Source organism: Dorea sp. BIOML-A1, from assembly GCF_009875615.1.
Taxonomy (GTDB): domain Bacteria; phylum Bacillota; class Clostridia; order Lachnospirales; family Lachnospiraceae; genus Dorea_A; species Dorea_A amylophila.
In genome coordinates this window covers 23,518-46,840 of sequence record NZ_WWSA01000024.1, presented here as the reverse complement: position 1 = coordinate 46,840, position 23,323 = coordinate 23,518, and the positions used below count along the sequence as shown (strand labels likewise).

Annotated in this window: 18 protein-coding genes and 2 tRNA genes; 3 read left to right on the top strand and 17 right to left on the bottom strand. The window is 42.5% G+C overall.

The features are described from left to right. Nucleotides 1-124 precede the first annotated feature (124 nt). The 3 genes from GT508_RS10150 to GT508_RS10140 form a co-directional block, all read right to left on the bottom strand. Entirely contained in the window at nt 125-1,081 is a 957-nt protein-coding gene (locus GT508_RS10150) for an AEC family transporter (RefSeq protein ID WP_028086742.1), read from the bottom strand. 29 nt (nt 1,082-1,110) lie between these two features. After that, entirely contained in the window at nt 1,111-2,322 is a 1,212-nt protein-coding gene (locus GT508_RS10145; RefSeq protein ID WP_055282842.1) for a MalY/PatB family protein, read from the bottom strand. 82 nt (nt 2,323-2,404) lie between these two features. Next, on the bottom strand, nt 2,405-3,307 hold the full coding sequence (locus GT508_RS10140; protein ID WP_081021025.1) for a C39 family peptidase: 903 nt from the start codon (nt 3,305-3,307) through the stop codon (nt 2,405-2,407). Nucleotides 3,308-3,561: 254 nt separating this feature from the next. Here GT508_RS10140 and GT508_RS10135 point away from each other — a divergent pair. Both GT508_RS10135 and GT508_RS10130 read left to right on the top strand, forming a co-directional pair. Further along, a tRNA-Pro gene (locus tag GT508_RS10135) sits at nt 3,562-3,636 on the top strand. 15 nt (nt 3,637-3,651) lie between these two features. Beyond that, nucleotides 3,652-3,722 (top strand) — tRNA-Gly (locus tag GT508_RS10130). 130 nt (nt 3,723-3,852) lie between these two features. On the opposite strand, the gene GT508_RS10125 is transcribed toward GT508_RS10130, so the two are convergent. The 12 genes from GT508_RS10125 to GT508_RS10070 form a co-directional block, all read right to left on the bottom strand. Beyond that, nucleotides 3,853-4,314, bottom strand: a complete 462-nt coding sequence (locus GT508_RS10125) for a signal peptidase II (RefSeq protein ID WP_161144156.1) — start codon at nt 4,312-4,314, stop codon at nt 3,853-3,855. Beyond that, nucleotides 4,315-4,605 (bottom strand): hypothetical protein, encoded by a 291-nt coding sequence (locus tag GT508_RS10120; RefSeq protein ID WP_055282772.1) that lies wholly within the window; start codon nt 4,603-4,605, stop codon nt 4,315-4,317. Nucleotides 4,606-4,633: 28 nt separating this feature from the next. Then, complete coding sequence (locus GT508_RS10115) at nt 4,634-6,232, bottom strand: S8 family peptidase (protein ID WP_242859232.1); 1,599 nt, start codon at nt 6,230-6,232, stop codon at nt 4,634-4,636. 170 nt (nt 6,233-6,402) lie between these two features. After that, on the bottom strand, nt 6,403-7,404 hold the full coding sequence (locus tag GT508_RS10110; RefSeq protein WP_055282774.1) for a cytidylate kinase-like family protein: 1,002 nt from the start codon (nt 7,402-7,404) through the stop codon (nt 6,403-6,405). Nucleotides 7,405-7,419: 15 nt separating this feature from the next. After that, nucleotides 7,420-8,778: a sodium:proton antiporter gene (locus GT508_RS10105; RefSeq protein ID WP_161144155.1), complete on the bottom strand. Its 1,359-nt coding sequence runs from the start codon at nt 8,776-8,778 to the stop codon at nt 7,420-7,422. A gap of 99 nt (nt 8,779-8,877) precedes the next feature. Further along, the gene (gene clpX / locus GT508_RS10100; RefSeq protein ID WP_055282779.1) at nt 8,878-10,323 is read right to left on the bottom strand and encodes an ATP-dependent Clp protease ATP-binding subunit ClpX; all 1,446 of its coding nucleotides are present in this window, start codon (nt 10,321-10,323) and stop codon (nt 8,878-8,880) included. 53 nt (nt 10,324-10,376) lie between these two features. Then, nucleotides 10,377-12,320, bottom strand: a complete 1,944-nt coding sequence (gene ligA, locus GT508_RS10095) for an NAD-dependent DNA ligase LigA (RefSeq protein ID WP_192934810.1) — start codon at nt 12,318-12,320, stop codon at nt 10,377-10,379. Next, entirely contained in the window at nt 12,292-13,038 is a 747-nt protein-coding gene (locus tag GT508_RS10090; protein WP_161144153.1) for a pseudouridine synthase, read from the bottom strand. The genes ligA and GT508_RS10090 overlap by 29 nt, the downstream gene beginning before the upstream one ends. Next, complete coding sequence (locus GT508_RS10085; protein ID WP_161144152.1) at nt 13,031-14,209, bottom strand: DHHW family protein; 1,179 nt, start codon at nt 14,207-14,209, stop codon at nt 13,031-13,033. The genes GT508_RS10090 and GT508_RS10085 overlap by 8 nt, the downstream gene beginning before the upstream one ends. An 8-nt stretch (nt 14,210-14,217) precedes the next feature. After that, nucleotides 14,218-15,624: an MBOAT family O-acyltransferase gene (locus tag GT508_RS10080; protein ID WP_161144151.1), complete on the bottom strand. Its 1,407-nt coding sequence runs from the start codon at nt 15,622-15,624 to the stop codon at nt 14,218-14,220. Between the two features lie 18 nt (nt 15,625-15,642). Beyond that, a complete protein-coding gene (locus GT508_RS10075) occupies nt 15,643-16,128 on the bottom strand; it encodes a DUF4358 domain-containing protein (RefSeq protein WP_055282789.1) in 486 nt (161 codons plus the stop codon). After that, nucleotides 16,128-16,982: an SGNH/GDSL hydrolase family protein gene (locus GT508_RS10070; RefSeq protein ID WP_330576915.1), complete on the bottom strand. Its 855-nt coding sequence runs from the start codon at nt 16,980-16,982 to the stop codon at nt 16,128-16,130. The genes GT508_RS10075 and GT508_RS10070 overlap by 1 nt, the downstream gene beginning before the upstream one ends. A 186-nt stretch (nt 16,983-17,168) precedes the next feature. Between GT508_RS10070 and GT508_RS10065 the strand changes: the two genes are divergently transcribed. Next, entirely contained in the window at nt 17,169-17,648 is a 480-nt protein-coding gene (locus tag GT508_RS10065) for a DUF5721 family protein (protein ID WP_161144150.1), read from the top strand. Between the two features lie 100 nt (nt 17,649-17,748). On the opposite strand, the gene htpG is transcribed toward GT508_RS10065, so the two are convergent. Then, nucleotides 17,749-19,794: a molecular chaperone HtpG gene (gene htpG / locus GT508_RS10060; protein WP_161144149.1), complete on the bottom strand. Its 2,046-nt coding sequence runs from the start codon at nt 19,792-19,794 to the stop codon at nt 17,749-17,751. A 207-nt stretch (nt 19,795-20,001) separates the two neighbouring features. Further along, the gene (locus GT508_RS10055) at nt 20,002-23,313 is read right to left on the bottom strand and encodes an ABC transporter permease (protein WP_161144148.1); all 3,312 of its coding nucleotides are present in this window, start codon (nt 23,311-23,313) and stop codon (nt 20,002-20,004) included. Nucleotides 23,314-23,323: the final 10 nt, after the last annotated feature.

Here is a 23,323-nt window from a genome sequence, read left to right as displayed (position 1 = left end):
GTTGCAAATTTCGGAAACCCGTTTTTAGCATAATTTTGACGCTTTAGTATTTCCCGCCGACGGAACCTGAACAGGAACGGCTTCCTACTTTTTATGCAGGTCCGGGTCATCGTGCCTTTCTGAATTAAATCCCAAGCAATCCTATCGTCCGCAATATCAATATCGTCACAAACAACGTAAAGATCGAAAGCACCGATGAGAACACCACCAGCTGTCCGGCAAGCTGTCCATCTGCTCCCGCCTGTTGTGCCATGATATAACTGGATACCGCAACCGGAGTCTGATATGCCAGCAGGCCTGACAACAGATCCGCATCCCTGTATCCCATCATAACGATCATCGGGATCATAATAAGTGGTAAAATCACAAGCTTAATCGTCAGTACCACTGATGCAACTTTTAAGTTTCCTTTTACTTTTGAGAAGTCCAGATCACCTCCCAAGATCATGAATGCAATCGGCGTTGACAGCTTTGCCAGATCCTGAACCGTTGTATCCACTGCCGTCGGAAGTCTGATTCCCAACAGCGAAAATATAATTCCCAACACCGAAGATATGATCAGCGGATTCTTCACAATATCAAGAATAATCTTCTTCCAGTCTGTCTCCCTCTTTTCTCCGAAAATCGAGAGTGCAACTACTGCCAGAAAATTATACATCGGTACAAGGATCGCACTTAAAATCGCCGCCGTTGTTGTGCTTTTTACTCCATACATATTCTGCACAACCGCAACTCCGAAGATTACGTAATTGCTGCGAAAGATTCCCTGAATCACGACTCCCTGCTGATTCTCCTGCTTCACAACCTTTGGAACGATCAGACAGAGCAGTACGAACAGGATCAGAAGTCCGCCTGCCGCCCAGATACACAACTTAATCCTGCTGTGGATCTCCGCCCCGATGTCACTCTGATAGACATTATAGAATAACATACACGGCAAAAATATCTTAAAAACGATCGCATTGGCCTGTTTTGTAAGCTTACGGTCTGCCAGAGAGGTATAATTGACCATCAGATATCCTAACACCATAAGAAAAAATACAGGTGCGATTACATTAAATGATACAATAATATTTTCCAATTTCCCTTACTTCTTTCATTCCCGGCTCTTTACACATGAAATACATACTCATCCAGACGCTCAAATGCTTCCTTCACTCTGCTGAGCGGCAACGCCAGATTCATACGGATTCCGTATTCCTGATGGAACGGTCTTCCATCCTGCCATGCAACACCGACATCCCAGCCGGCTTTCAACAATTCATCCAGTGACTTGTAATTCTCTTCACACCAGTCCTCACAGTCCAGGAACAACATGTAAGTTCCCTGCGGCTTGCTGACATTGATTCCTCTGTAATAGTCACGGATATGATTGACCGCATACTCTACATTTTCTGACAATACCTGACAAAGTTCATTCACCCAGGTATATCCTTCTGCCTCGTAGGCTCCGATCAGCGCATGCATGGACAGTACATTCATCGTATTATAATGTGACTTTCTGGATTTTGCCTCCAGACGGTCACGTAACATTCGGTTAAAAACTATGTGATAGCTTCCTACCAGTCCCGCCAGATTAAATGTCTTGCTCGGTGCATAGAATGCAATCGTACGGTTTCTGGCATCCGGACTGATCGACTGTGTCGGAATGTGCCGGCTCCCTTTTAAAATCAGGTCTGACCAGATCTCATCTGCGATCACAACACATTCGTTATTCTTATATACTTCCATAGCCTCTTCTATCTCCCAGCGCTCCCAGACACGTCCTGTCGGATTATGCGGACTGCAGAAAACCGCCACATGGATGTTGTTGGCTTTTAATTTTGCATCCATATCTTCATAGTCCATGCGCCAGATTCCCTTTTCGTCCTTTTTCAGAGGGCTATGTACGATCTTATATCCGTTCTCCGTGATACATTTCGTAAATCCGATATAGGTCGGACTATGGAGAAGTACCGCATCTCCCGGTGCCGCAAATGCTGTCAGTGCCGAGATCACCCCGCCTAATACTCCATTTTCATATCCGATATACTCCGGCATCAGACCTTCTACATTATTACGGATCTTGTGCCAGCGGATGATCGAATCATAATACTCTTCCACCGGGCTGAAGTATCCATATGCCGGGTGTGCCGCTCTGTCCATAATTGCTTTCGGGATCGTCGGAACAGTCTCAAAATTCATATCAGCTACCCACATCGGGATTACATCGAATCCGTCTTTTGGCGGCTCAGGTGCAAATCCCGGATTCTTTCCCAATCCATCCACTGCAATCGCATCTTTGCCATGTCTGTCTATTATTTTTGTAAAATCATATCTCATATCCTGTTCTCCTTTTTCATAAAATCCAAGACTTTTCCACATCATGCTTCTGTTCTTTCAGAACTTTTCCACATTGAGCATCTTATTTTTTTGAAAATGTCCACATTGCCTTGATCTGATCTTTGATATTGGCAAATGTCCATGCCGTATTCGTATTCTTAATGCTGAACGGATCATTTACCGTTACAGTGCCATTCTCATAGCCGGTCAGAACAATAAAGTGACCGATCTGCGTAAAGTCTCCCGGTCCCATACTGCATATGACCGGATGTCCCTGTGCCAGTTCTGCGCTTACCTGTTCTTCTGAAAGCATACCTCCTACGCTGTTTAGATTCCAGTTCGCACCTGCTTCATCCATGAACCTCCAGTAAGTATTATTTTCCTCATCCACATAACCGTGTTCGGTTCCATATGCTGCTACCTTTGCCGGAGTAATGGATGCATCCTGATTCAGTCCTGCTGCTACCATTGCCATACAGGTCGGTCCGCATCCACTGGTCGCTACGATCCCCGTTCCATACGGTGCATATCCCCAGCGTTCATCCCATTGTAAAAGTTCCGGAATTTCTCCATTTGAAAGATCTTCCTCTATCGTATCTGCATAAGGCTTGTCCTTTTTCTTCTCATAATCTGCTACAAAATCTACCGTCTCTGCATTCTTGTCCAACAGTTCGATCACACTCTGTGGTACTCCCTGCTCCTCTGCCTGGCTGCGGACACGCTCTAACTTCTGTTCGGCTGCTTCCGTTGTTTTAGCTTTTTTTTCTTTCTGTTTTTTTGCCTTCTCGGCTTTTAATAATTCTTCCTGTTTCTTCTCTTCTGCACGCTCCTGATGAAGATAATAGCCAGTAAAAGCAGCAGTTATCACTGCTGCTATCACACCTGCTATTGCTATATATATATAAATCCGATTTCTTTTTGCACCATTTGAAAGAGAAGTCTTGTTTTCTGTTTGCTGTTCTTCTGTATGATTCATCACTTTCATCTGTCAATTCAGTCCTCTTTTTTGAAAATCTTCAAAATCTTCTGCATCATCTGTTCGAAAGAATTTTTCGACATCGCTCTTAATTATACAACAGCGTGTCTGCAGATACAACTTAACTTTTTCTAAAAATTCTTCTAAAAATTCTTTTGCTGAATAGATACCGATCCCATTTATTTATCTTTTTTCAATTTCTGCTTGCATTTTATCTCCATTCATGATATGATACATCTTGTCTTAAGGACACAACATAATATCGGGGTGTGGCTCAGCTTGGCTAGAGCGCCTGGTTTGGGACCAGGAGGTCGCAGGTTCGAATCCTGTCACCCCGATTTATAATATATTTTGCGGGTGTAGTTCAATGGTAGAACACCAGCCTTCCAAGCTGGATACGTGGGTTCGATTCCCATCACCCGCTTTTTCATGCCTGATTTTAATTTCATTCTCATATAAAGGTGTAAATAAAAAAAACACTATATTCTATCCGAAAGAAGATGGAGTATAGTGTTTTCCTTTTTCCGATATTCTATTTTCTGTCATATTTCCTGTTATCGTTTTCCGATTCTTCTCATCCACATCAGGACAGATCCTATCAGGATATAGACATCTGCCAGATTCGCTGTTACATCACCTAATATCTTATGTTCAGATCTTATACCAATGTAATCTACGACTTTACCTCTGACGATCCGGTCATAAGTATTGCTGATGGCTCCTGCACTCAGCAATGTCAACGCTGTCTTATTCACCTTATGACCTTCCCGGAATGATTCTGCCAATGTCAGCATCAGGATCACTGCCGTCGTTATCACAGACGCTTTCTTTACCTTATCCGGTTCGCAATCCATGGAATTAAATGCAAAGCCTTTGTTGTATACTTTTCTGATCAGGACTTTTGTCCCGCAAAAGTTTTTTTCCTCTTTCTCACTTACATTTTCTTCTATGTACTGTTTTACAGCCATATCCAGACCAAACAGTGTTCCAATCGCACCCGGTATGCTTGTGTGCATCTATATCTCTCCCTGGATCTTCACAATCTCTTCTTCCTGCTTTTCAATCTCTTCCTCGCGTTTTTCGATTTCTTCACAGAGCGTTACGTAATCCATGTCGGATACTTCCCCACTCTGGAACTTCTCATATACCATACGACCGATATCTGCAAGATCTCTTTCATTTGCTCTCTTTAAAGTTCGTACATTACTTTTGATCTTCTGAATCTCCAGTGTATCTCCTGTCTTCTTAGTGATGTCACTCGCAACATCTGAAACTCTTCTGCTGAATTCTTCAAAAAAATCTGCCATCTGTATCCTCTCCTTATCTCGTTCTTCTTTACAGCCGTCTTAAAATATCCAGTGAATGATACAGGTTCATCGTTCCATATCCCCACTGTGTATTTGGATATTCTATCGCCGGAAGCTTCTGCGCCCCCATCACGATCACATTCCTTACCTGACTGGCTGATGCTCCACCCGCTCCCGGCTGATCACTGATCCACTTCATGATCAGTGCACAGCCACCTGCCGCAATTGCTGTTGCTGCACTTGAACCGGTGCGTTCTTTGAATCCTCCGCCCGGTACCGCACCGGTAACCGCTACTCCCGGTGCAGCATAATCCGGTTTGATTCTTTCATCTCTAGTATACCCTCTGCCCGAATTAATATCAACCGTATTCTCCTGACTGTTATAATAAGACACCGTCATCGTATGCTCCCCTCCTGCCGGTTCTGTAAATGTGGTATCCGGATTCGATTCCAGAAAATATACTTCTCCATCCAGAAACTCTTTCATGGGCAGCCACATATGAAACTCCCCCTTCGGCTGCATCACAGGCTTTACTTCTATTTTCCAGATTCCCGGTACTGCTTTCTGCAGCCGGATAAACACCAGCTGTGCATCGCTATTCTCCTGCAGAAGTCTGTACTCCACCGTAACAGCCGTCCGTTCAAAAGCAAATACAAAATCAAACAGATATCCCAGACGTACCGGAATCTGCCCGGTACGTTCTCCGGAAGGTGATGTGATCGACACTGTCACAATGTTCGGAAGGGTACTCCATAACTCCGTCACAAAACCTTTCACCCCTTCCCCTACCCTGATCTCCGCTGTCCGTATATTCTGTGCCTCCGTAAATGTTCCGTAATAATGATGTCTCTGCGCTGCCTCATTCCCGGTTCCCGTTACTACACAGCGGTTTCTCAGCAATGCATAGCCATCCAGAACTCCTGCAAGCAAAGAGTCACCATTATGCCCTCCGAAACTGGTTCCGATCGCCATACAGATCACAAGCGGCATCTCCCGTCTGCGGGCCAGTTCATTCAGATACCGAAGTCCGGCCAGGATATCATTTTCCTGATAACAGTGTGCATCTTCTGCAACCCCAAAAAATTCTTTCAGATATTTTTTTGCCGGCTTAAGCTTTACCATCGCGATCACCGCCTCCGGGGCAGCCCCAAGAAACTGTCCACTGCTTTCTGCACTTCCGGCAGCCACACTTGCAACAAATGTTCCATGCCCATCTGTATCTTCCGAAGAGATCAGTTCTTGCGGACTTTCCGAATGCAGAGCCGCATTGATTCTTTCTTCGGTATACTCTGTTCCATACAGAAAGCCCTCCGGCGGATCCCCATCCTGAATTGTCTGATCCCAGATCCCCGCAATTCTTGTTGTCCCGTCAAGATTACAGAATACCGGATGGGTATAATCGATCCCCGTATCCAGGAAACCGATCATAATCCCCTCTCCCATAAGCTGCAGCGTCGGATAATTCTGCAGCGTAATAATTCCGGCTGCATCTAACGGCTGCATATCCAGAAGTGTATAGCACTTGGGGATCGCGCCGTACCAGTACTGCCGCAAGGATAAGGGAAGTAACATCCGGCTGTCTAACGACACACTTTTATATCCGAAATCCAGCTCCTGGATACACATCTTTTCCGTATCCACTCCTTCTAACTCATCTTCCCTGTATGGCGAGATAATAAAATCCCAGTAATCTTCCGATAATATCTTTTCTTTACATCTGTCTTCCAATGAAAAAAAGCCTTTCATATACATTTGTTTTATGTATATGAAAGACTTCGTGTCATTCATTAATATTTTTATGCATTTGTATGCTGGTTCAGCATACGCTCGATGATCTCCACAGATTCTTCGATACCATAACTTGCACTGTTAAAACAGATATCATAGTTCACAGCATCTCCCCACTTCTGGCCGGTATAGAAATTGTAATATTTCGAATGCTGACGGTCAATCTTCTTCAAAAGGCGTTCTGCTTTTTTATGATCCAGATTATTGACTTCCATGACTCTGTGTACACGCTGTTCAAAAGGAGCTGTAATAAAGATACTGATATGTGGAATATGATTATTTGCCAGTATCACATCCGCACATCGTCCCATAACAATGAAATCTTCTTCTTTTGCCTTCTTACATATCAGATCACTCTGATTAAAGAAGATTGCATCTTCTTTTGTCAGACCATGATAACGGTCAAAATCTTTCAGACGTTCTTTCAACGTCCGTCCGGATCCCTGGTACTTATTCTCAATCTCATTTGTTCCCAGATCTGCCACATCTACAACCGAATCTTTCTCCGCGTCCAGACGTCTCAATACTTCATTGAATATCTCTGCATCGTAATAGTTGATCCTGAGTGCATCCGCCAGTGCAAATCCAATATCGTTACCCGCACTTCCATGTGTTCTTCCGATACAGATGATCAGATGATCATCCTTTGAAAACTTCTGACGCAGGTTCGATGTATTTAGCTTTGCCCTGTTTTCATCCAGAATCTCAACTTTTCCAAAACCTGCCGGCAGTTCTGCGATTTCTTTTAATATCTCATCATATTTTCTCATCAGTCTGGATCGGTCTTCATCCTTACGGATCGTACGTGCCATGTTACTGATCAGCGCAAGCTCACTTCTGAGCAGATGCCCCTGTGGCTTTGTACGCATCAGCTTCACAAGACTTTCTACACAAGTACGTTTGTCTCCCGTAAAGGTACGGCCAAGAGAAGAACCTACACATTCATAGACTTCTCCGTCCAGATCATAGATCCGTTCCGCTATGTCATAGTATTTATTCTTATTTTCCATGTTCCGCACCTCCCCTTACAAAAAGAATACCAGCATATCGATAATAAATACCGGTATCAGACATGTCAGTGACCATACCATATATCCGAAGAACGATGGCATACGCACACCATTTTCATCTGACATAGATTTTACCATGAAGTTCGGCGCATTTCCGATATAGGTATTTGCTCCCATAAATACAGCTCCACAGGAGATTGCCTCCAGCATCTTAACAGGAACCGAACCAAGTGTCGTCACAACACCGCTCTTGAACCCAAGTGCTCCCGCCGTTGTAAGGAATACCAGATACGTTGGTGTATTATCCAGAAAACTTGACAGTGCTCCGGTTGCCCAGAACATTTCAAATGGTTTATTGATACCAAGTTCCGCACCATTTGCCTTCAGAATCATCAATGCAGGCTGCATCGTGATAAAGATTCCGATGAACAGAACCGCAACTTCCTGAATTGCCCCCCAGGTAAAATGGTTACGGATACGTACTTCTTCTTTTGTCGTTTTAAATGATAAAAATGCTGCCAGAAGGATGATCACGATCTCGATCACAGACGGGAATCCAAGCGTCACTTCTCCAAGGATATGGATTCCTTTTACCGTTCCGTCCGCATTCTGGAATGCAGACATACCAGGAAGCATTCCACTTAAGATTACAGCTCCGACAATCATTGCAACATATATCAGATTATGAAGTCCTACAATTCTAACGTGTGTTCCGGGCTCTCTAATATCTGGTTTTCTACCTTCCGCAATATCTTTTCTGTAAGCTCTTCTATCCAGAAAATAGAATAACATCAGCAAAATGATCATGTTAAAGATCAGTATATGAAACAGCTTCAGGCTCCAGAAAAACGGAACGCCACGCATGAATCCCATCATAAGCGGCGGATCTCCGATCGGTGTCAGACATCCTCCCATATTAGAGATCAGGAAGATAAAAAAGATCATAATGTGACTCTTTCTTTTTCTCCACGAATTCATCTTAATAAACGGACGTACCAGAAGCATACTTGATCCGGTCGTTCCGATCACGCTGGAAAGCAGTGTTCCCAGAACAAACAATGCCGTATTGATCCTCGGTGATCCGGCAAACTCACCGTCAATTGTAATGTTACCTGCTACACAGAACAGACCGAACAATAAAATGATAAATGTCAGATAATCATTTACCACACATTCCAAAACCGTCTCTCCCATTGTAAACATTCCGTACTTTGCAGCAAACGGAACAATAAACAGTACCGACCAGAACGCAACTGCAAGCGGCTGATGCTTTTCCCACCAGTCCGGCTTGATCAGAGGCATAACGGCAATACTGAGCAACAGCCCTGCAAAGGGTATGCAGAGCCAAACTGGAATAGCTGATAATTCCTCCATTCCTTTCTCCTCCATTCTTCCTCAAGTAAAGTCTTATGTGTCATTGCATAATGAAAGCTGTCATTGACAACTCTCTTAGCATTCTATATGTAAAATGTATTATTGAAGCCTTGGTACTTCCTGACCTCTCAACATTATTACCGGTCCTCCGGTTCCCTCAATATATTCTTTTGTGATAACAACCTCTCCAATATTGTCATCCTTCGGGATTTCATACATGATATCTAACATGAATTCTTCGATGATCGCACGAAGCGCCCTCGCTCCGGTATCTTTCTTCATTGCTTTTTTTGCAATCGCATGAAGTGCGCCGTCATCGAATTCCAATTTTACTTCGTCTAATGCAAGCAGTTTCTGATATTGCTTCAAAATTGCATTCTTAGGCTCTTTTAATATCTCCACCAGCATATCTTCACTCATACCCTGTAAGGTAAATACAATCGGCAGACGTCCCAGGAACTCCGGTATCATACCGAATACACGCAAATCCTCTGTTGCGACCTTTTTAAGAATCTCTTTGTCGTTATTGTATTTATCTCTCAGATCCGCTCCGAATCCGATCGCTGCCTGTTTGGTCAGACGTTCTTTGATAATTCCTTCCAGATCCGGGAATGCACCTCCACAGATGAACAGAATGTTCCTCGTATTCACTGTTGTAAGCGGAACCATTGCATTCTTGCTCGTTGCCCCGACAGGAACTTCCACATCACTTCCTTCCAGAAGTTTCAGCATTCCCTGCTGTACAGACTCACCGCTCACATCACGCTGACTGGAGTTTTTCTTCTTTGCGATCTTGTCGATCTCATCAATAAAAATAATTCCCTGTTCTGCCTTTTCGACATCATTATCTGCTGCCGCAAGCAGTTTGGATACAACGCTTTCGATATCATCACCGATGTACCCTGCCTCTGTAAGAGATGTTGCATCCGTAATTGCAAGCGGAACATCCAGAATCCTTGCCAGTGTCTTTACCAGATACGTCTTACCGGAACCTGTCGGCCCGATCATCAGCATGTTGGATTTCTCAATCTCAATGTCATCCATCGAATCCGTTGCCACACGCTTATAATGATTATATACTGCAACCGACATCACTTTCTTTGCATATTCCTGTCCTACCACATACTCGTCCAGTTTTGCTTTGATCTTGTGCGGAGCCGGAAGATTCCGGATATCTACTAACGGCTTGTATTCTTCGCCTTCTTTTTTCTTCTTGATCTTCTGCTGTTTTGGAATACTCTGCTCCATATCAGACATGTTGAATACCTGTACTCCCGGAATATTCATCAGCTGACTGTAATCGATCGGTCCGTTCGACATTGCATCAAAGCTCTTCTGCATGCAGTCATTGCAGACACAAATGTGGTTCGGAAGTTCGATCATCTTCCCTGCGACACTCTCCGGACGTCTGCATATAAAACATACTTTTTCATACTCATCATCATTTTGTTTCTTATCATCCGAATCTGACGTCTTCTTTGTTGTTTCTACTTCGACGTCTTCTACTTTTTCGATTTCCTGATTGTTATCGTCCTGATTGGTCATTATTCTCTCCTTCTTACTTTTTGTCGTATCTTTCACTCTGTTTTATCCTGGTTCTATGATTCTTCCTGGTTCACCAGTTCCAGAAATGTCTCTTCGGAAATAATCGGGATCCCCAGTTCATTTGCTTTCTTATTTTTGGAAGATGTGCTGGTTACATCATTGTTGATCAAGTAATTCGTTTTGGACGTTACCGATCCTGTCACCTTTCCTCCCAGACTTTCAATCAATTCCTTCACTTCACCGCGGTTTGCAAAATGTGTTACGCTTCCGGTGATCACAAAATTGACACCTTCAAAAATCTGTTTTTTTGTTGATGTCTCTTCCGGGATTGTCAACTCTTCTAAAAGCTTTCTGAAATTCTCCACATGCTTTGCATCTGAAAAATATCCGGTGAATGCCTTTGCCAGAACTTCTCCCACGCCCTGGATCTCATTTAATTCTTCTTCTGTAACCATCAAAAGGGCTTCTACATCATATTTCAACTCTCTGCAGATAACCTTTGCATTGGCAAGTCCGATCCCTGCGATTCCCAGTGAATAGACGACTCTTGGCAGCGTGGTTGTTCTTGCTTTTTCCACACTTTCGATCAGTTTCCTGTACGATTTTTCTCCAAATCCTTCCATTCCCTGAATCTCGTCTTTGTAGCGGTCCAGATGGAAGATATCGGCAAATGTATGGATATATCCTTTGGAAATGAATTTTTCCAGTGTTGCTTCCGACAATCCTTCTATATTAAGTGCATCTCTGCTTACGAATAATGCAAATGCCTTCACATGCTTTGCCTGGCATTCCGGATTCATACAGTATAATGCTTTCGCATTTCCTACCTGTCTGATCTTCGTCTCCCCCTGACAGACCGGACATCTTTCCGGAATATCTTTCACACCGCTTCTTGTCAGATTCTCTGCAATCTGCGGAATGATCATATTTGCCTTATAAACTTCGATCTTATCTCCGATGCCAAGTTCCAGTTCTTTCATAATGCTGATATTGTGAACACTTGCACGGCTGACCGTCGTTCCTTCCAACTCCACCGGATCAAAGATTGCAACCGGATTGATCAGTCCTGTCCTTGACGGACTCCATTCGATTTCACGCAGAATCGTTTCCCTGATCTCATCCTGCCATTTGAATGCGTAAGAATCTCTCGGGAATTTTGCTGTTCTTCCCAACGATCTTCCATACGCTATATCATCATATGATAGCACAAGTCCGTCAGAAGGAAAATCATTTTTACTAATCTCTGACGAAAATTTAGCAACTTCATCTTCTACTGTATCTCTGGTCACCATATGATATTCTACCGTCGTAAATCCCTGTGCTTTCAGCCATTCCATCTGACAAGCTCTGGAATTCTGAAAATCAACTCCATCTGCCTGCACTAACGTGAATGCATAAAACATAACATTTCTCTTTGCCGTGATCTGGTTATTGAGCTGTCTGACTGAACCACTGCATAAGTTTCTTGGATTTTTATATTTTGCATCTACATCTTCAATCTCTTCATTGATCTTCTCGAAGTCATGATATCCGATCACCGCTTCTCCTCTTAAGATCAATTCCCCCCGGTAAGCGATCTGCACCGGTACATTCTTGAATACCTTCGCATTGTTTGTAACCACTTCTCCGACTTCTCCGTTACCACGTGTGACCGCTTTATAAAGCTTTCCGTCACGATAAGTCAGCACGATCGTCAATCCGTCCATCTTCCAGGACATCAATACTTTCTGACTGCCAACGAAGTTCTTAAGCTCTTCTACTTCTTTCGTCTTATCCAGTGAGAGCATCGGGCTTTCATGCCTTTCTTTTGGGAGTTCACTGACAACTTCATATCCGACATTTACCGTCGGACTGTTCGACAATGTAATTCCCAGTTCTTTTTCCAGATCCTGCAGTTCATCATACAATCTGTCATATTCGTAGTTGCTCATGATCTCCTGCGCATCCTGATAATAAGATCTGGATGCTTTATTCAGAAGTTCTACTAATTCCAACATTCTCTCGTTCTTTGACTGTCCCATATAATTCCTTTAACTCCTGTTCTGTTAATTCTCTTACCTGTCCCGGTTTCAGATCTCCAAGTTCCACGTTCATGATCCGTATCCTTTTTAACACATCCACCTTATATCCGAGTGCTTCGCACATGCGCCGTATCTGTCTGTTCAATCCCTGTGTCAGAATAATGGAAAATGTATATTTCCCGGTCTTTTTTACTGTACAGGGTCTGGTCACCGCATCCAGATTCTTTTCTTTGTCTCTGATGTGTACTCCCCGGCTCATCTTCTCAATGAATTCCGGAGTAACTTCTTTGTTTACTCTGACCTTATATTCTTTCTCATGTGCATATCTTGCGCGCATCATGCCGTTGATCAGATCTCCATCATTTGTCATGATCAGAAGCCCTTCCGAATCTTTATCCAGTCTTCCTGCATAAGTGATGCGTACCGGATAATTGAGGAACCGGATGATGTTCTTTTTCTCCCTTTTATCTTCTGTACAAACAATCCCGGCAGGTTTGTACATTGCCAGGACCGTTTTTTTCGTTTTGCTTTTGACCACTTTTTTTCCGACACGGACCTCCTGTCCGTCTTCTACTTTCATGCCGGGAGCTGCTGTCTTTCCATCCACAGTCACAATTCCCGACTCGATCAGCCTGTCTGCCTCCCTTCTGGAACAGACACCGGCTTCGCTTAAATACTTGTTCAGTCTAATCATTCTGCAATACCCCGCTGATACTGTTATCCTGCACAAATGTATTACCGTTATACAGGAACAGAACACTTGTGATCTTATTTTTCTTCATAACTTCTCTGATATCATCATAATAATATCTTGGATCAACCACTATGATTTCTCTGTAATATGCCGTCAGAAACGGAATTACACTATTCGCATAGGAATCTTTTACAAGCAACAGTCTGTCTGTTGTATCTGCCGTCGTTCTGATATCCAGGACGGGATAATTACCGCCAAGAAATAATGCATATTTATCCTTTTCTTTCAACTTGGATGTATCGTATAACGTTGCTGTTTTCTTTTTTTCATTCACATTATTTACAACTACCTGTGGTGCTGTTTTCAGATCATCCGGTGCGTATATATAGATCGGCTCATTATAGTCTGTTTCATATCCGCTTGTCGCCGATAAGGTTCCGTTAAATGAATTCGTCACTGCATAGGATTTCATAGCCGGTGCTTTCGATGTATCCAGTTTCATAGCCGCAGCCAGCGCCTGATATCCATAGTAAGCACCAAGCGTCGTCCAGTGATGATCCGTATGGTAATATATCTCTTCTGCTCTGTGCTTTTTCAATGTATCTTCTACATTTACCCACTGAAAAGCTGTCCCAAGCGAAGCCTTTATTTTCTGAAACTGTTTATCCTGATCTTCTGTCACTGCACAATACGGAAGTTTGTCCGACTCGATATTTGCAGCATTCGGTACCAGCATCATATACATCGGGATATCTTTATATGTCTCCTGAAACTTTTTCATTGCATCCAGATTTGCTTTCAATTGTTCTTCATCCGGTCTGGCTATATCCTCTAACAGATAATGATCCTTTCCTTTAAATACACCATTTGCCTTACGTTTTCCTGCGATCAGATCAATACGGCTCTTTAAAGCTACCCAGAAATCTCTTCCCGCAAACTGATCCGATACATAAGATTCATACTGTTTCATCCATCTTCCGCTTTCAATACCGGAAATCGTAAGCTTAGGTCTCTGTTCCAGTGCCCGGTTTTCTTTTGCCGAAAATTCCCTGTCAGCAGTTGCAATATTTACCACGAAGAAGATAACCATCATTACAATAAACAGCAATGCAATTACTTTATTTCTCTGTTCTTCTCTTTTTCTTTCCCATTTCTTTCTCGACTGTCTCATCTTTGCTCCTAGAATCTGAAATACAGGAACGGATTATAGGTCTCCGTTACCAGATATGCAATACAGACAATAAACAACGCAGCATATACCACACTGTTAATGATTGTTGTATTCCATTTTTTTGTTCTTAACATATGCTCGTATCTGAAATGAACCAGCGGCGTAGAGCCAAATATCAGGATCAGCCACAGGATCAGGTTGCTTGTAAGAAGATACATACTCTCTCTGTCTGCAAAGCCATGTGCACCTGCACCAAACATCACTCTGATATAATCTGCTGCCTGTCCGAATGAAGAGCTGAAAAACAATACCCAGCCGATCACAACCAGAACAATACTGTAAATATGACGGACTACATCCGGAAGTCTGTCCAGTACCGGCGACAGGAGATATTTTTCAATGATCAGGATCACCCCATAATAGAGTCCCCATGCCACGAAATTCCATGCAGCTCCATGCCATAATCCGGTCAGAAACCATACGATCAGAAGATTCCTGATGTGTTTGATCTTCGATACCCTGTTTCCTCCCAATGGAATATACACATAATCCCTGAACCAGCTGCTCAGCGAAATATGCCATCTGCGCCAGAACTCCGTAATACTCTTAGACACATATGGATAGTTAAAGTTCATATTGAATTCAAATCCAAACATCTTACCGAGTCCGATCGCCATATCCGAATATCCACTGAAATCAAAATAAATCTGGAACATATACGCAAAAGCTCCAAGCCACGCCGTCATCACGGCTATATTACCTTTCGCAAGTCCGCTTACCTCTGTAAAAATCATCCCTGAGGTATTCGCCAGTAATACTTTCTTCGCAAGTCCCCGGATAAAATACATGCTTCCTTCTCCGAATTTTGTCCTTGAGACTTCTCTGGACGCAAGCTGTTCATCTACATCTGCATATTGCACGATTGGTCCCGCAATAAGCTGCGGAAACATCGTTACATATAATGCAAAATTAGGAAGATTCGTCTGCACTTTTACATTTCCCCGATATACATCAATGATATAGGATAATATCTGGAATGTATAAAAGGATATTCCAATCGGAAGCGGCAGTGCATGATAAGAAATATGTACCGGAAGTATCCCGTTCAATGTGTCCAATACAAACCCTTCATACTTAAAAAATCCAAGTACTGCCAGATTAATGATAAGGTTAAAAACCAGGCTCCGCTTTGCAGCTCTCTTATCCTGCAGATTCCTTGCAATATCCAGTCCACTGAAATAATTAAACAATATGGACAGTAGCATCAGAAACAGATATACCGGTTCCCCCCATGCATAAAACACCAGACTCGCCAGCAATAAGATCACATTCCGGAATCTTACCGGCAACAAATAATATAAGATCATCACAGCCGGCAAAAATGAAAATAAAAAAAAAATACTGCTAAATAACATCTCTCTAATTCCTTTTTATCAAATACTCTTCTTAAATGCCGCATCGATACGGTCTGCATCCTTTGAAACTGCCAGCAGCACATAACGTCCTCTGGTCTCAATAATTGCAGCATGTATCAGCTTTGTTTGTTCTACACCATAACCTTCAAAATTCTTTTCCTGTGTATTTACACGACTTTCCACTGCCTTTTCAACCGTCTCGATCTGACTTTCGTTTTTTACCTTTATTACGAGTATTTCATTCACACTCATAACGTCATCCGGAATATACAGACTGATTCCTTCATAATCATTGGCATTCAGACTGTAATATTTTTTCAGATCCTGTGTTGTGCCTTTTTTCATTCCTTCTAATTTTACGGCTTTTGTGATATTCTTTTCAATCGTGTCTACGGATACGGTATTATCCCCTTCCCGGGTCACAAGAAATACTACATAAATGATCAGGAGGACTACCATCAAATATTTTAACAGATTAATCCTGTCTAATTTTCCGTTTTTCATTATAATTCTGCAACCTCCGCCATATGATTTACCCATTCTTTATAATAACCGGTTGACATATGGATTCCATCACCGGCATAATACTCCTGTTTCACCAGCTCTGTATTATCAATAAATGTTACTTTCTCTTTTTCACATAATTTTTTTAATTTCTGATTGAACTCCGGAATTTTTGCATAGACAGAATTCTGATCAATTGCAATCTGCGCTGTCGGAAGTATACTGTTAACATATATTTTTGTATCCGGCAGTGATTTTTTCAGATCTCTGATCACCGGCCTGTATGCTTTTATGAATCCATCCGCATCTCCATTCTGCGCTCCGACATCATTCATCCCGTAAGAAAGGAATAATACTGACGGTTTCATCTCTTTTGCCCTGGCAATATGATCTGCCAGTTTTTCATTATCCCCCGCCGACACACCGGCTCCACGGTCTGCCTGTACATTTGCCTGATCCAGCACACCATATTCGTACAATCCCTGTGTGATGGAATCCCCCAGGACCAGACAATCTGCAAATTTTTCGCTTGCCGGCTGTTCTTCTGCATCCTGTTCTGCCTCACGTTCCTGCGTTTCTAACTCCTTAATCTTTTTATCTGCCTTAGACACATCCATCTCATCCATCGTCTTCAGGATCTCTGTGCCCTTCTTTGTATCCTTCTGTGGATTACTGAGCCTGCGCGCCACCGTAATCCCGCCAATCACCAGAATAGCAACCGCAACGATCACTGCAGTCTGAAGTACCCGGTCTTTTTCTTTCTCACTTTTTATTTCACTTTTCTGCTCCTCAGGATTCACCTCCTGAGTCTCTTCTTTTTCTTCATAAATTGAAGTTTTACTCTCTATATCCACGAAATCTTCTCCTCTTTCGTTTCTCTGTTGATCCTAAATATGTATATCCAATTTATTTTACTGTTTTTCTTTTTGAATGTCAATTTATATCCTCTTTTCTGTCGTCTTTTGTGCTATAATGTTGAATACATTTCCTTATACCTGAAAGGGGAAAATGATCATATAGATTAACAGGAGGTTTTCCTTATGAATGTATACCAGTTATCAGCCAAAAATTGCATGTCGCATCTGCTCTTAAAAGACACTTTCGACAACTTTTCTTTCATAGAAGGCGAGATCACGACCTTCAACAAATTTACCATCAGCGGCTTTCTCCAGGAAGACTTCTTTGATGAAAAACCTGAAGAAACCTACTCCCGCTGGAATAAAATCCGAGACTTCTGCTTCCAGATCATCCGCGGTAAACGCACTCCATTGGGATTCAAGATTGTCCTTGCGCTTCCGGAAGATCAGATCCCGTACTTTCTGACCGCCCACGGTCTCACCGGATACCGCCCGGAAGAGATCCGGGGGCTGTACCTGAACTTCCACTACGATGGACATCACTTACAATGTATCACCGGAACTTCTCTGAACACTTTCACCATGGACAAATCCATCGAAAGAGAATGGGATCAGGAAGTAAAAAACATTTTAAAATCCAGATCCATTGAAGGTGACTACTGATCTGCAGTTTCCGATATAAACAGAGCCGTGCCGCCATGGATTTTCCTTCCACAGCCGCACGGCTCTTATTTTTCATTCCGCCAATCTTAACTTCAAATCTTTACTTTGTAAGCAGCATCATGATCTCATTACTTCTCTGCACAAACGCAGTCATCTCTTCCGGACTGAGCGGCTTATGTGCCAGCATTGCCAGATCATATAACTGTTTGCAGATAATACTTGTGTTCTCACTGTCTTTATGTTCAACTACATACTGAACCAGCGGATGATTTGCATTCAGGATCAGTGTACTTGTTGTACCCATATCCATTCCGTTCATGCCATACATTTTCATCATTTCCTGCATACGACGGTTTTCTTCGGATAACGTCATCATAGAAGCAACATTTTCATCTTTCAGTTTCTCGATTTTAACATCCAGATTCTCGTTTCCAAGCTCTTTGCGGAAAATCTCTACCAGACTGTCAGATTTCTTCTGGAATGCTTCCTTCTCTTCTTCGACAACTTCTTCCTTTGCACCTGCTGTTACATCGGCATCGATTCTCTGGAACTTGATATTCTGGTTACGCTGCTCTAACTGTGTGATAAACGGCGAATCAATGTTGTGTCCTAAGATTACCGCATCCATGCCCTGGTTCTTGAACATGTTAATGTACTGGCTCTGCTGGATCTCGTCCGTCACATAATAAATAACTGTCTTATCCTCTTCTTTGTTCTCAGTATTCTGATCATCTGTCTTGGCATTTTGATCTTCTACTGTTCCTCCATTTGCCTCGATGCAATCTTTCAATGTCAGATATTTGTGATCCAGATTCTTAAACAGAACCGCATCTTTCATCTTGTCACAGAATTTTTCATCTTTCAGGCATCCGAACTTGATGAACGGACTGATGTTATCCCAGTATTTCTCATAATCTTCTCTCTTTGTCTTACACATTCCGGAAAGCTTATCTGCAACTTTCTTGGAAATGTACTCCGATATCTTATTGACGAATCCATCATTCTGCAGTGCACTACGCGATACGTTCAACGGAAGATCCGGACAGTCGATCACTCCCTTTAATACCATCAGATATTCCGGAATGACTTCTTTGATATTATCTGCGATAAATACCTGGTTATTATATAATTTGATCGTTCCTTCAATAGAATCATACTCTGTGTTGATTCTTGGGAAGTACAGGATTCCCTTTAAGTTAAATGGATAATCCATATTCAGATGAATCCAGAACAACGGCTCTTTGTAATCCATAAATACTTTGCGATAGAAGTTCAGGTAATCCTCGTCACTGCATTCATTCGGATGCTTTGTCCACAGTGGATGAATATCACTTAATGAAACCGGACGCTTTTTAATCTTTACTTTTTCTTTGGCAGGTTCCGTCTCTACCATCTCTTTTTCGCCGTTTTCATTCTCTTTTTCTTCCATCTTGGCATCTTCGTGAATATGTTCGATCACTTCATCGTCATCTTTCAGATCAGCTTCATCAATGGTCTCATATTCCGGTTCTGCATTTGCCTTGGAAAGGAAGATTTCTACCGGCATAAAGGAACAATATTTTTCCAGAACTTCTCTCATTCTGTATTCATTTGCAAACTCCAGACTGTCCTCATTCAGATACAGTGTCATAGTGGATCCGACTTCCTGTTTGCTGCCTTCTTCCATCTCATACTCTGTTCCGCCGTTGCTTACCCAGTGTACCGGCTTTGCCCCTTCTTTATAGGAAAGGGTATCGATATGTACTTCGTCAGCTACCATGAATGCAGAATAGAATCCAAGACCGAAGTGTCCGATCATATCATCCTCTGTTGTCTTATCTTTATATTTTTCAAGGAACTGTGTTGCTCCGGAAAATGCGATCTGTGTAATGTATTCTTCTACTTCATCGGCTGTCATTCCAAGACCATTATCTGTAAATTTCAGAGTCTTTTCTTCTGGATTGACTTCAACTTTGATCGCCGGTTTATAATCATCCGGCAACTGGTATTCACCCATCATATCCAGTTTCTTCAGTTTTGTGATTGCATCACATCCGTTGGATACCAACTCACGTGCGAAAATATCGTGATCGGAATATACCCATTTTTTAATAATCGGGAAAATGTTTTCACTGCTGATTGACAAACTACCTTTCTTTGCTGCCATTGTAAATCACTCCTATTTCTACTTTTTATATTTCTATCATATTAGTGACAAAAGGTACTGCTTCTTCTGTCGGCAGACACCTTTTTGCTACATTTTTTCATCTAAGTGATATGATAATACTGCTTATTTTAAAAGTCAATAGAAAATTAGCACTCTTTCAAAAAGAGTGCTAACAATTCTGTGAAATTTATAAACCGTTTATAAACTTTACTCTATACTTTTCAATGATTCTACCATGTCAATCTTTTTCAGTTTAAAATACATTACCCAGTTTACGAACAATGAGAACCCTATCGTAAATAAAAAACTGTAGATATAACTTTTCGGATAAATACTCCGGCCAAACATTGCCGCATCCACTTCTACTGTCTGAATTACAAACAAATGCAGAATCTTACCGAATACAACACCTGCCACGGATCCGATCAACGTCAGCAGGATATTTTCACGGAATACATATTCTGCTACTTCCGTATCATAGAATCCAAGTACTTTCAAAGTCGCAAGTTCTCTCTGGCGTTCTGTGATATTAATGCTGTTCAGATTATAAAGTACCACAAATGCCAGCATTCCGGCTGAGACGATCAGTACAATGATAACCAGATTCAGGCTGGCCAGCATATCATCCAGCTGATCTCTGATATCAAGCAGGTATGAGATTGTCAGTACCTGATCTTTTGACAGGATCTTTTCTCCCGCCTTTTTCACCTGGTCCTCCGAATATCCGTTCTTCGCCCGGAACATGATACAATTATATTTCACCGTCTTTCCAGATACCTTCTTGTAGTACTGCGGTGTAAAATAGATATAATGTCCCATGTAATTTTCACAGATATGCGCAATCTTTACAGTGACACTCTTCTCCGTTCCATTCTTCACTTTGACGGTATCCCCTTCTTTTACATTCAGAAGTTTCGCCGTCTTTTCACTGACAATTACTCCATCACCGGTGAGTGAATACGATTCTTTCGTCTTCCTGTCATGAAAATCCACATACTTTTCTGCAATTTCTGGATTTCCTAATATGCACTGGTACACGCTGAGTTTTTTACCGCCTCCGGATGCGGTCACACTCCGCATATCTGCCTCCATATAACTCTGAATATCTGAATCTGTTTTCAGATACTCCTTTAACTCTTCTTTCTCTGTCTTTGTCACATCATCTTTATAGAATATATGTCCATCATACAGCTGAATCTCTTCATACTGAATATCTGCGATCTCATATACAGAATCCCTCACTCCATATCCGACCAGCATCAGCGCCATACAACCGCCGATTCCGAATACGGTCATAAAGAAACGCTTTTTATAACGCATCAGATTCCTGATCGTGGATTTCCATGTGAAACTCATACGTTTCCAAATGAATCCTATTCTTTCCAGAAATACTCTCCGCCCTTTTTTTGGTGCCGGCGGCCGCATCAGCACTGCCGGTTCCGCTGCAAGTTCCTTATAACAGGATGCAAGCGTTGCTCCCATAGTACATGCGATCGAGGCAGCGGATGCCATCACAGCATAACTCATGTGGTATGGTACGTATATCTTCGGAATATGCGGATACATGATCTCATATGCATAGATTATAATGTACGGAAGGATTTTCTCTCCCACCAGTACTCCAAGGACACTTCCTCCTGCCGTTGCAAGGAATGCATACCCCAGATATTTCGATGCAATGGAAAAATTCCCGTATCCCAAAGCCTTCATGGTTCCTATCTCTATTCTCTGTTCCTCTACCATACGTGTCATACCGGTCAGACTGATCAATGCCGCAACAAGGAAAAACATAACCGGAAATACTTTTCCGATCGCACGCATACGATCCGCATTTTCTCCGAATCCATCATATTCTATCAGTGTACTTCTATCATATACATACCATTTTGGATTCTTGATCTGACTGATCTGCTTACCGGCATCAGCAAGCTTTTTCTCGCTTTTTGCAATTTCTGCTTCCGATGTCTTCTTTCCGTCTTCATATTCTTTCCTGGCATCGGCAAGTTTTGCTTCATTTTCCGCAATTTCTGCCTCTCCTTTTTTCAGCGTCTGCTCCTGTGCTTCCAGTTCTGCTTTCCCTGCATCTAACTGTTTCTGCCCGGACTCTATACTTGCCACTGCACTGCTAAGCTTTGTTTCACTTGCATCCAGCTGCGCTTTTGCCTGATCCAGCTCTGCTTTTGCATTCGTAAGCTGCTGTTTTACAGCGTCCAGTTCGTTCTTCTTTGTCTGGTAATCCTGTTCTTTCGCATCCAGCGTCTGCTTTGTTTCCTGTGCCTGTGCTTCCAGCTCCCGGATCTTCTGCGTCAATTCCTGATCCTGTTCTGTTTCTCCGGACACCTGTGCTTTTAATGCTTCTATGTTCTTCAGAAGTGTCTGATATCCATCCCATCCCTGGTCAAGTTCTGCTCTGTATACGGCCAGCCCCTGTTCTCCTGTCTGGATCTGTTCCTGTGCTTCTGCATACTGTGCATCATAAGCTGCTTTTCCCTGTTCATACTGCTTTTTTCCCTGCTCCAGTTGTTGAAGACCATTTTGATATGTTTTCTTTGCCGCATCCAATTCCTGCTGCTTCGCCCGGATCTTCTTCCCCGCATCTTCCATCTGCGACTTCCCGCTTACGAGTGTTTCCTTTGCCTGTGAAATCTGCGTCTCTCCGTCTGTAATCTGCCTTTCCGCATCTGAAAGTTTCTGCTCTGATTCTGCTTTTCCGTCATCTAGCTTTTTCTGCACCTTTTCAAGCTTTGTATTCGCTTTATCCAAAAGTTCTTCCTTACGGATCTTTCCTCTTTCTTCTGTGATTGCTTCCAACCGTTTTTTGACTGTCTTTACTTTCTGTTTATATGCACCGGTATATGCAGTCAGATCTTTTGCGTCCTGCACCTGCACATACATTTCCGTATATACATCCAGATGAAATGTTTTCTCCGGTACTACTACAAATCCGCTGACTATACCTGTTCCGATTGTTGTACTTCCGCGATTCAATGCTATGTAACACGGTGAATTCCCTTTTCCGACAACCTTTAGTTCATCCACCTTCAGGGTATCCTTCACCTTGTCATCCGTCCCGGACTTAAGCCTGATCGTCTCTCCGACTTTATACTTCATCTGATCATCTACCAGACATTCTCCCACTTTTTCCGGCATACGGCCTTCACTGACCGTAATCTTATTTATATCTTCCATCCGTGACATCACGTGGAGTACATATTGCTTCTTATTCTTTATATTCAGGAAATCTGCACTATAGGCTCCTTCTGCCTTTCCAACTCCTTTTACATTTCTGACTGCCTTCACATCATCTTCCGTAATTCCGAGTGTACTGACTGCCTTGATATCCATCAGGTCTGACTTATCAAAATACGCATCTCCGGTAATCTTCATAGATGGCTCGGATGCCCGGATGCCGGAAAAGAACGCTACTCCCAGCGCAACAATAAAAAGAATAGAAATAAAACGTCCGAAACTGCGGCGGATCTCCATGTAAAAATTCTTACGTGTTATCTTTTTTGCCATCTGCCGTCCC

Coding starts and splice junctions, on each gene's coding strand:
- GT508_RS10065 (WP_161144150.1), top strand. CDS start 17,169: ATGAATGTATACCAGTTATCAGCCAAAAATTGCATGTCGCATCTGCTC.
- GT508_RS10145 (WP_055282842.1), bottom strand. CDS start 2,322: ATGAGATATGATTTTACAAAAATAATAGACAGACATGGCAAAGATGCG.
- GT508_RS10115 (WP_242859232.1), bottom strand. CDS start 6,232: ATGTGTATCCAGGAGCTGGATTTCGGATATAAAAGTGTGTCGTTAGAC.
- GT508_RS10075 (WP_055282789.1), bottom strand. CDS start 16,128: ATGAAAAACGGAAAATTAGACAGGATTAATCTGTTAAAATATTTGATG.
- GT508_RS10110 (WP_055282774.1), bottom strand. CDS start 7,404: ATGGAAAATAAGAATAAATACTATGACATAGCGGAACGGATCTATGAT.
- GT508_RS10125 (WP_161144156.1), bottom strand. CDS start 4,314: ATGCACACAAGCATACCGGGTGCGATTGGAACACTGTTTGGTCTGGAT.
- GT508_RS10055 (WP_161144148.1), bottom strand. CDS start 23,313: ATGGCAAAAAAGATAACACGTAAGAATTTTTACATGGAGATCCGCCGC.
- GT508_RS10105 (WP_161144155.1), bottom strand. CDS start 8,778: ATGGAGGAATTATCAGCTATTCCAGTTTGGCTCTGCATACCCTTTGCA.
- clpX (WP_055282779.1), bottom strand. CDS start 10,323: ATGACCAATCAGGACGATAACAATCAGGAAATCGAAAAAGTAGAAGAC.
- GT508_RS10085 (WP_161144152.1), bottom strand. CDS start 14,209: ATGAGACAGTCGAGAAAGAAATGGGAAAGAAAAAGAGAAGAACAGAGA.
- ligA (WP_192934810.1), bottom strand. CDS start 12,320: ATGTTGGAATTAGTAGAACTTCTGAATAAAGCATCCAGATCTTATTAT.
- GT508_RS10090 (WP_161144153.1), bottom strand. CDS start 13,038: ATGATTAGACTGAACAAGTATTTAAGCGAAGCCGGTGTCTGTTCCAGA.
- GT508_RS10080 (WP_161144151.1), bottom strand. CDS start 15,624: ATGTTATTTAGCAGTATTTTTTTTTTATTTTCATTTTTGCCGGCTGTG.
- htpG (WP_161144149.1), bottom strand. CDS start 19,794: ATGGCAGCAAAGAAAGGTAGTTTGTCAATCAGCAGTGAAAACATTTTC.
- GT508_RS10120 (WP_055282772.1), bottom strand. CDS start 4,605: ATGGCAGATTTTTTTGAAGAATTCAGCAGAAGAGTTTCAGATGTTGCG.
- GT508_RS10140 (WP_081021025.1), bottom strand. CDS start 3,307: ATGAAAGTGATGAATCATACAGAAGAACAGCAAACAGAAAACAAGACT.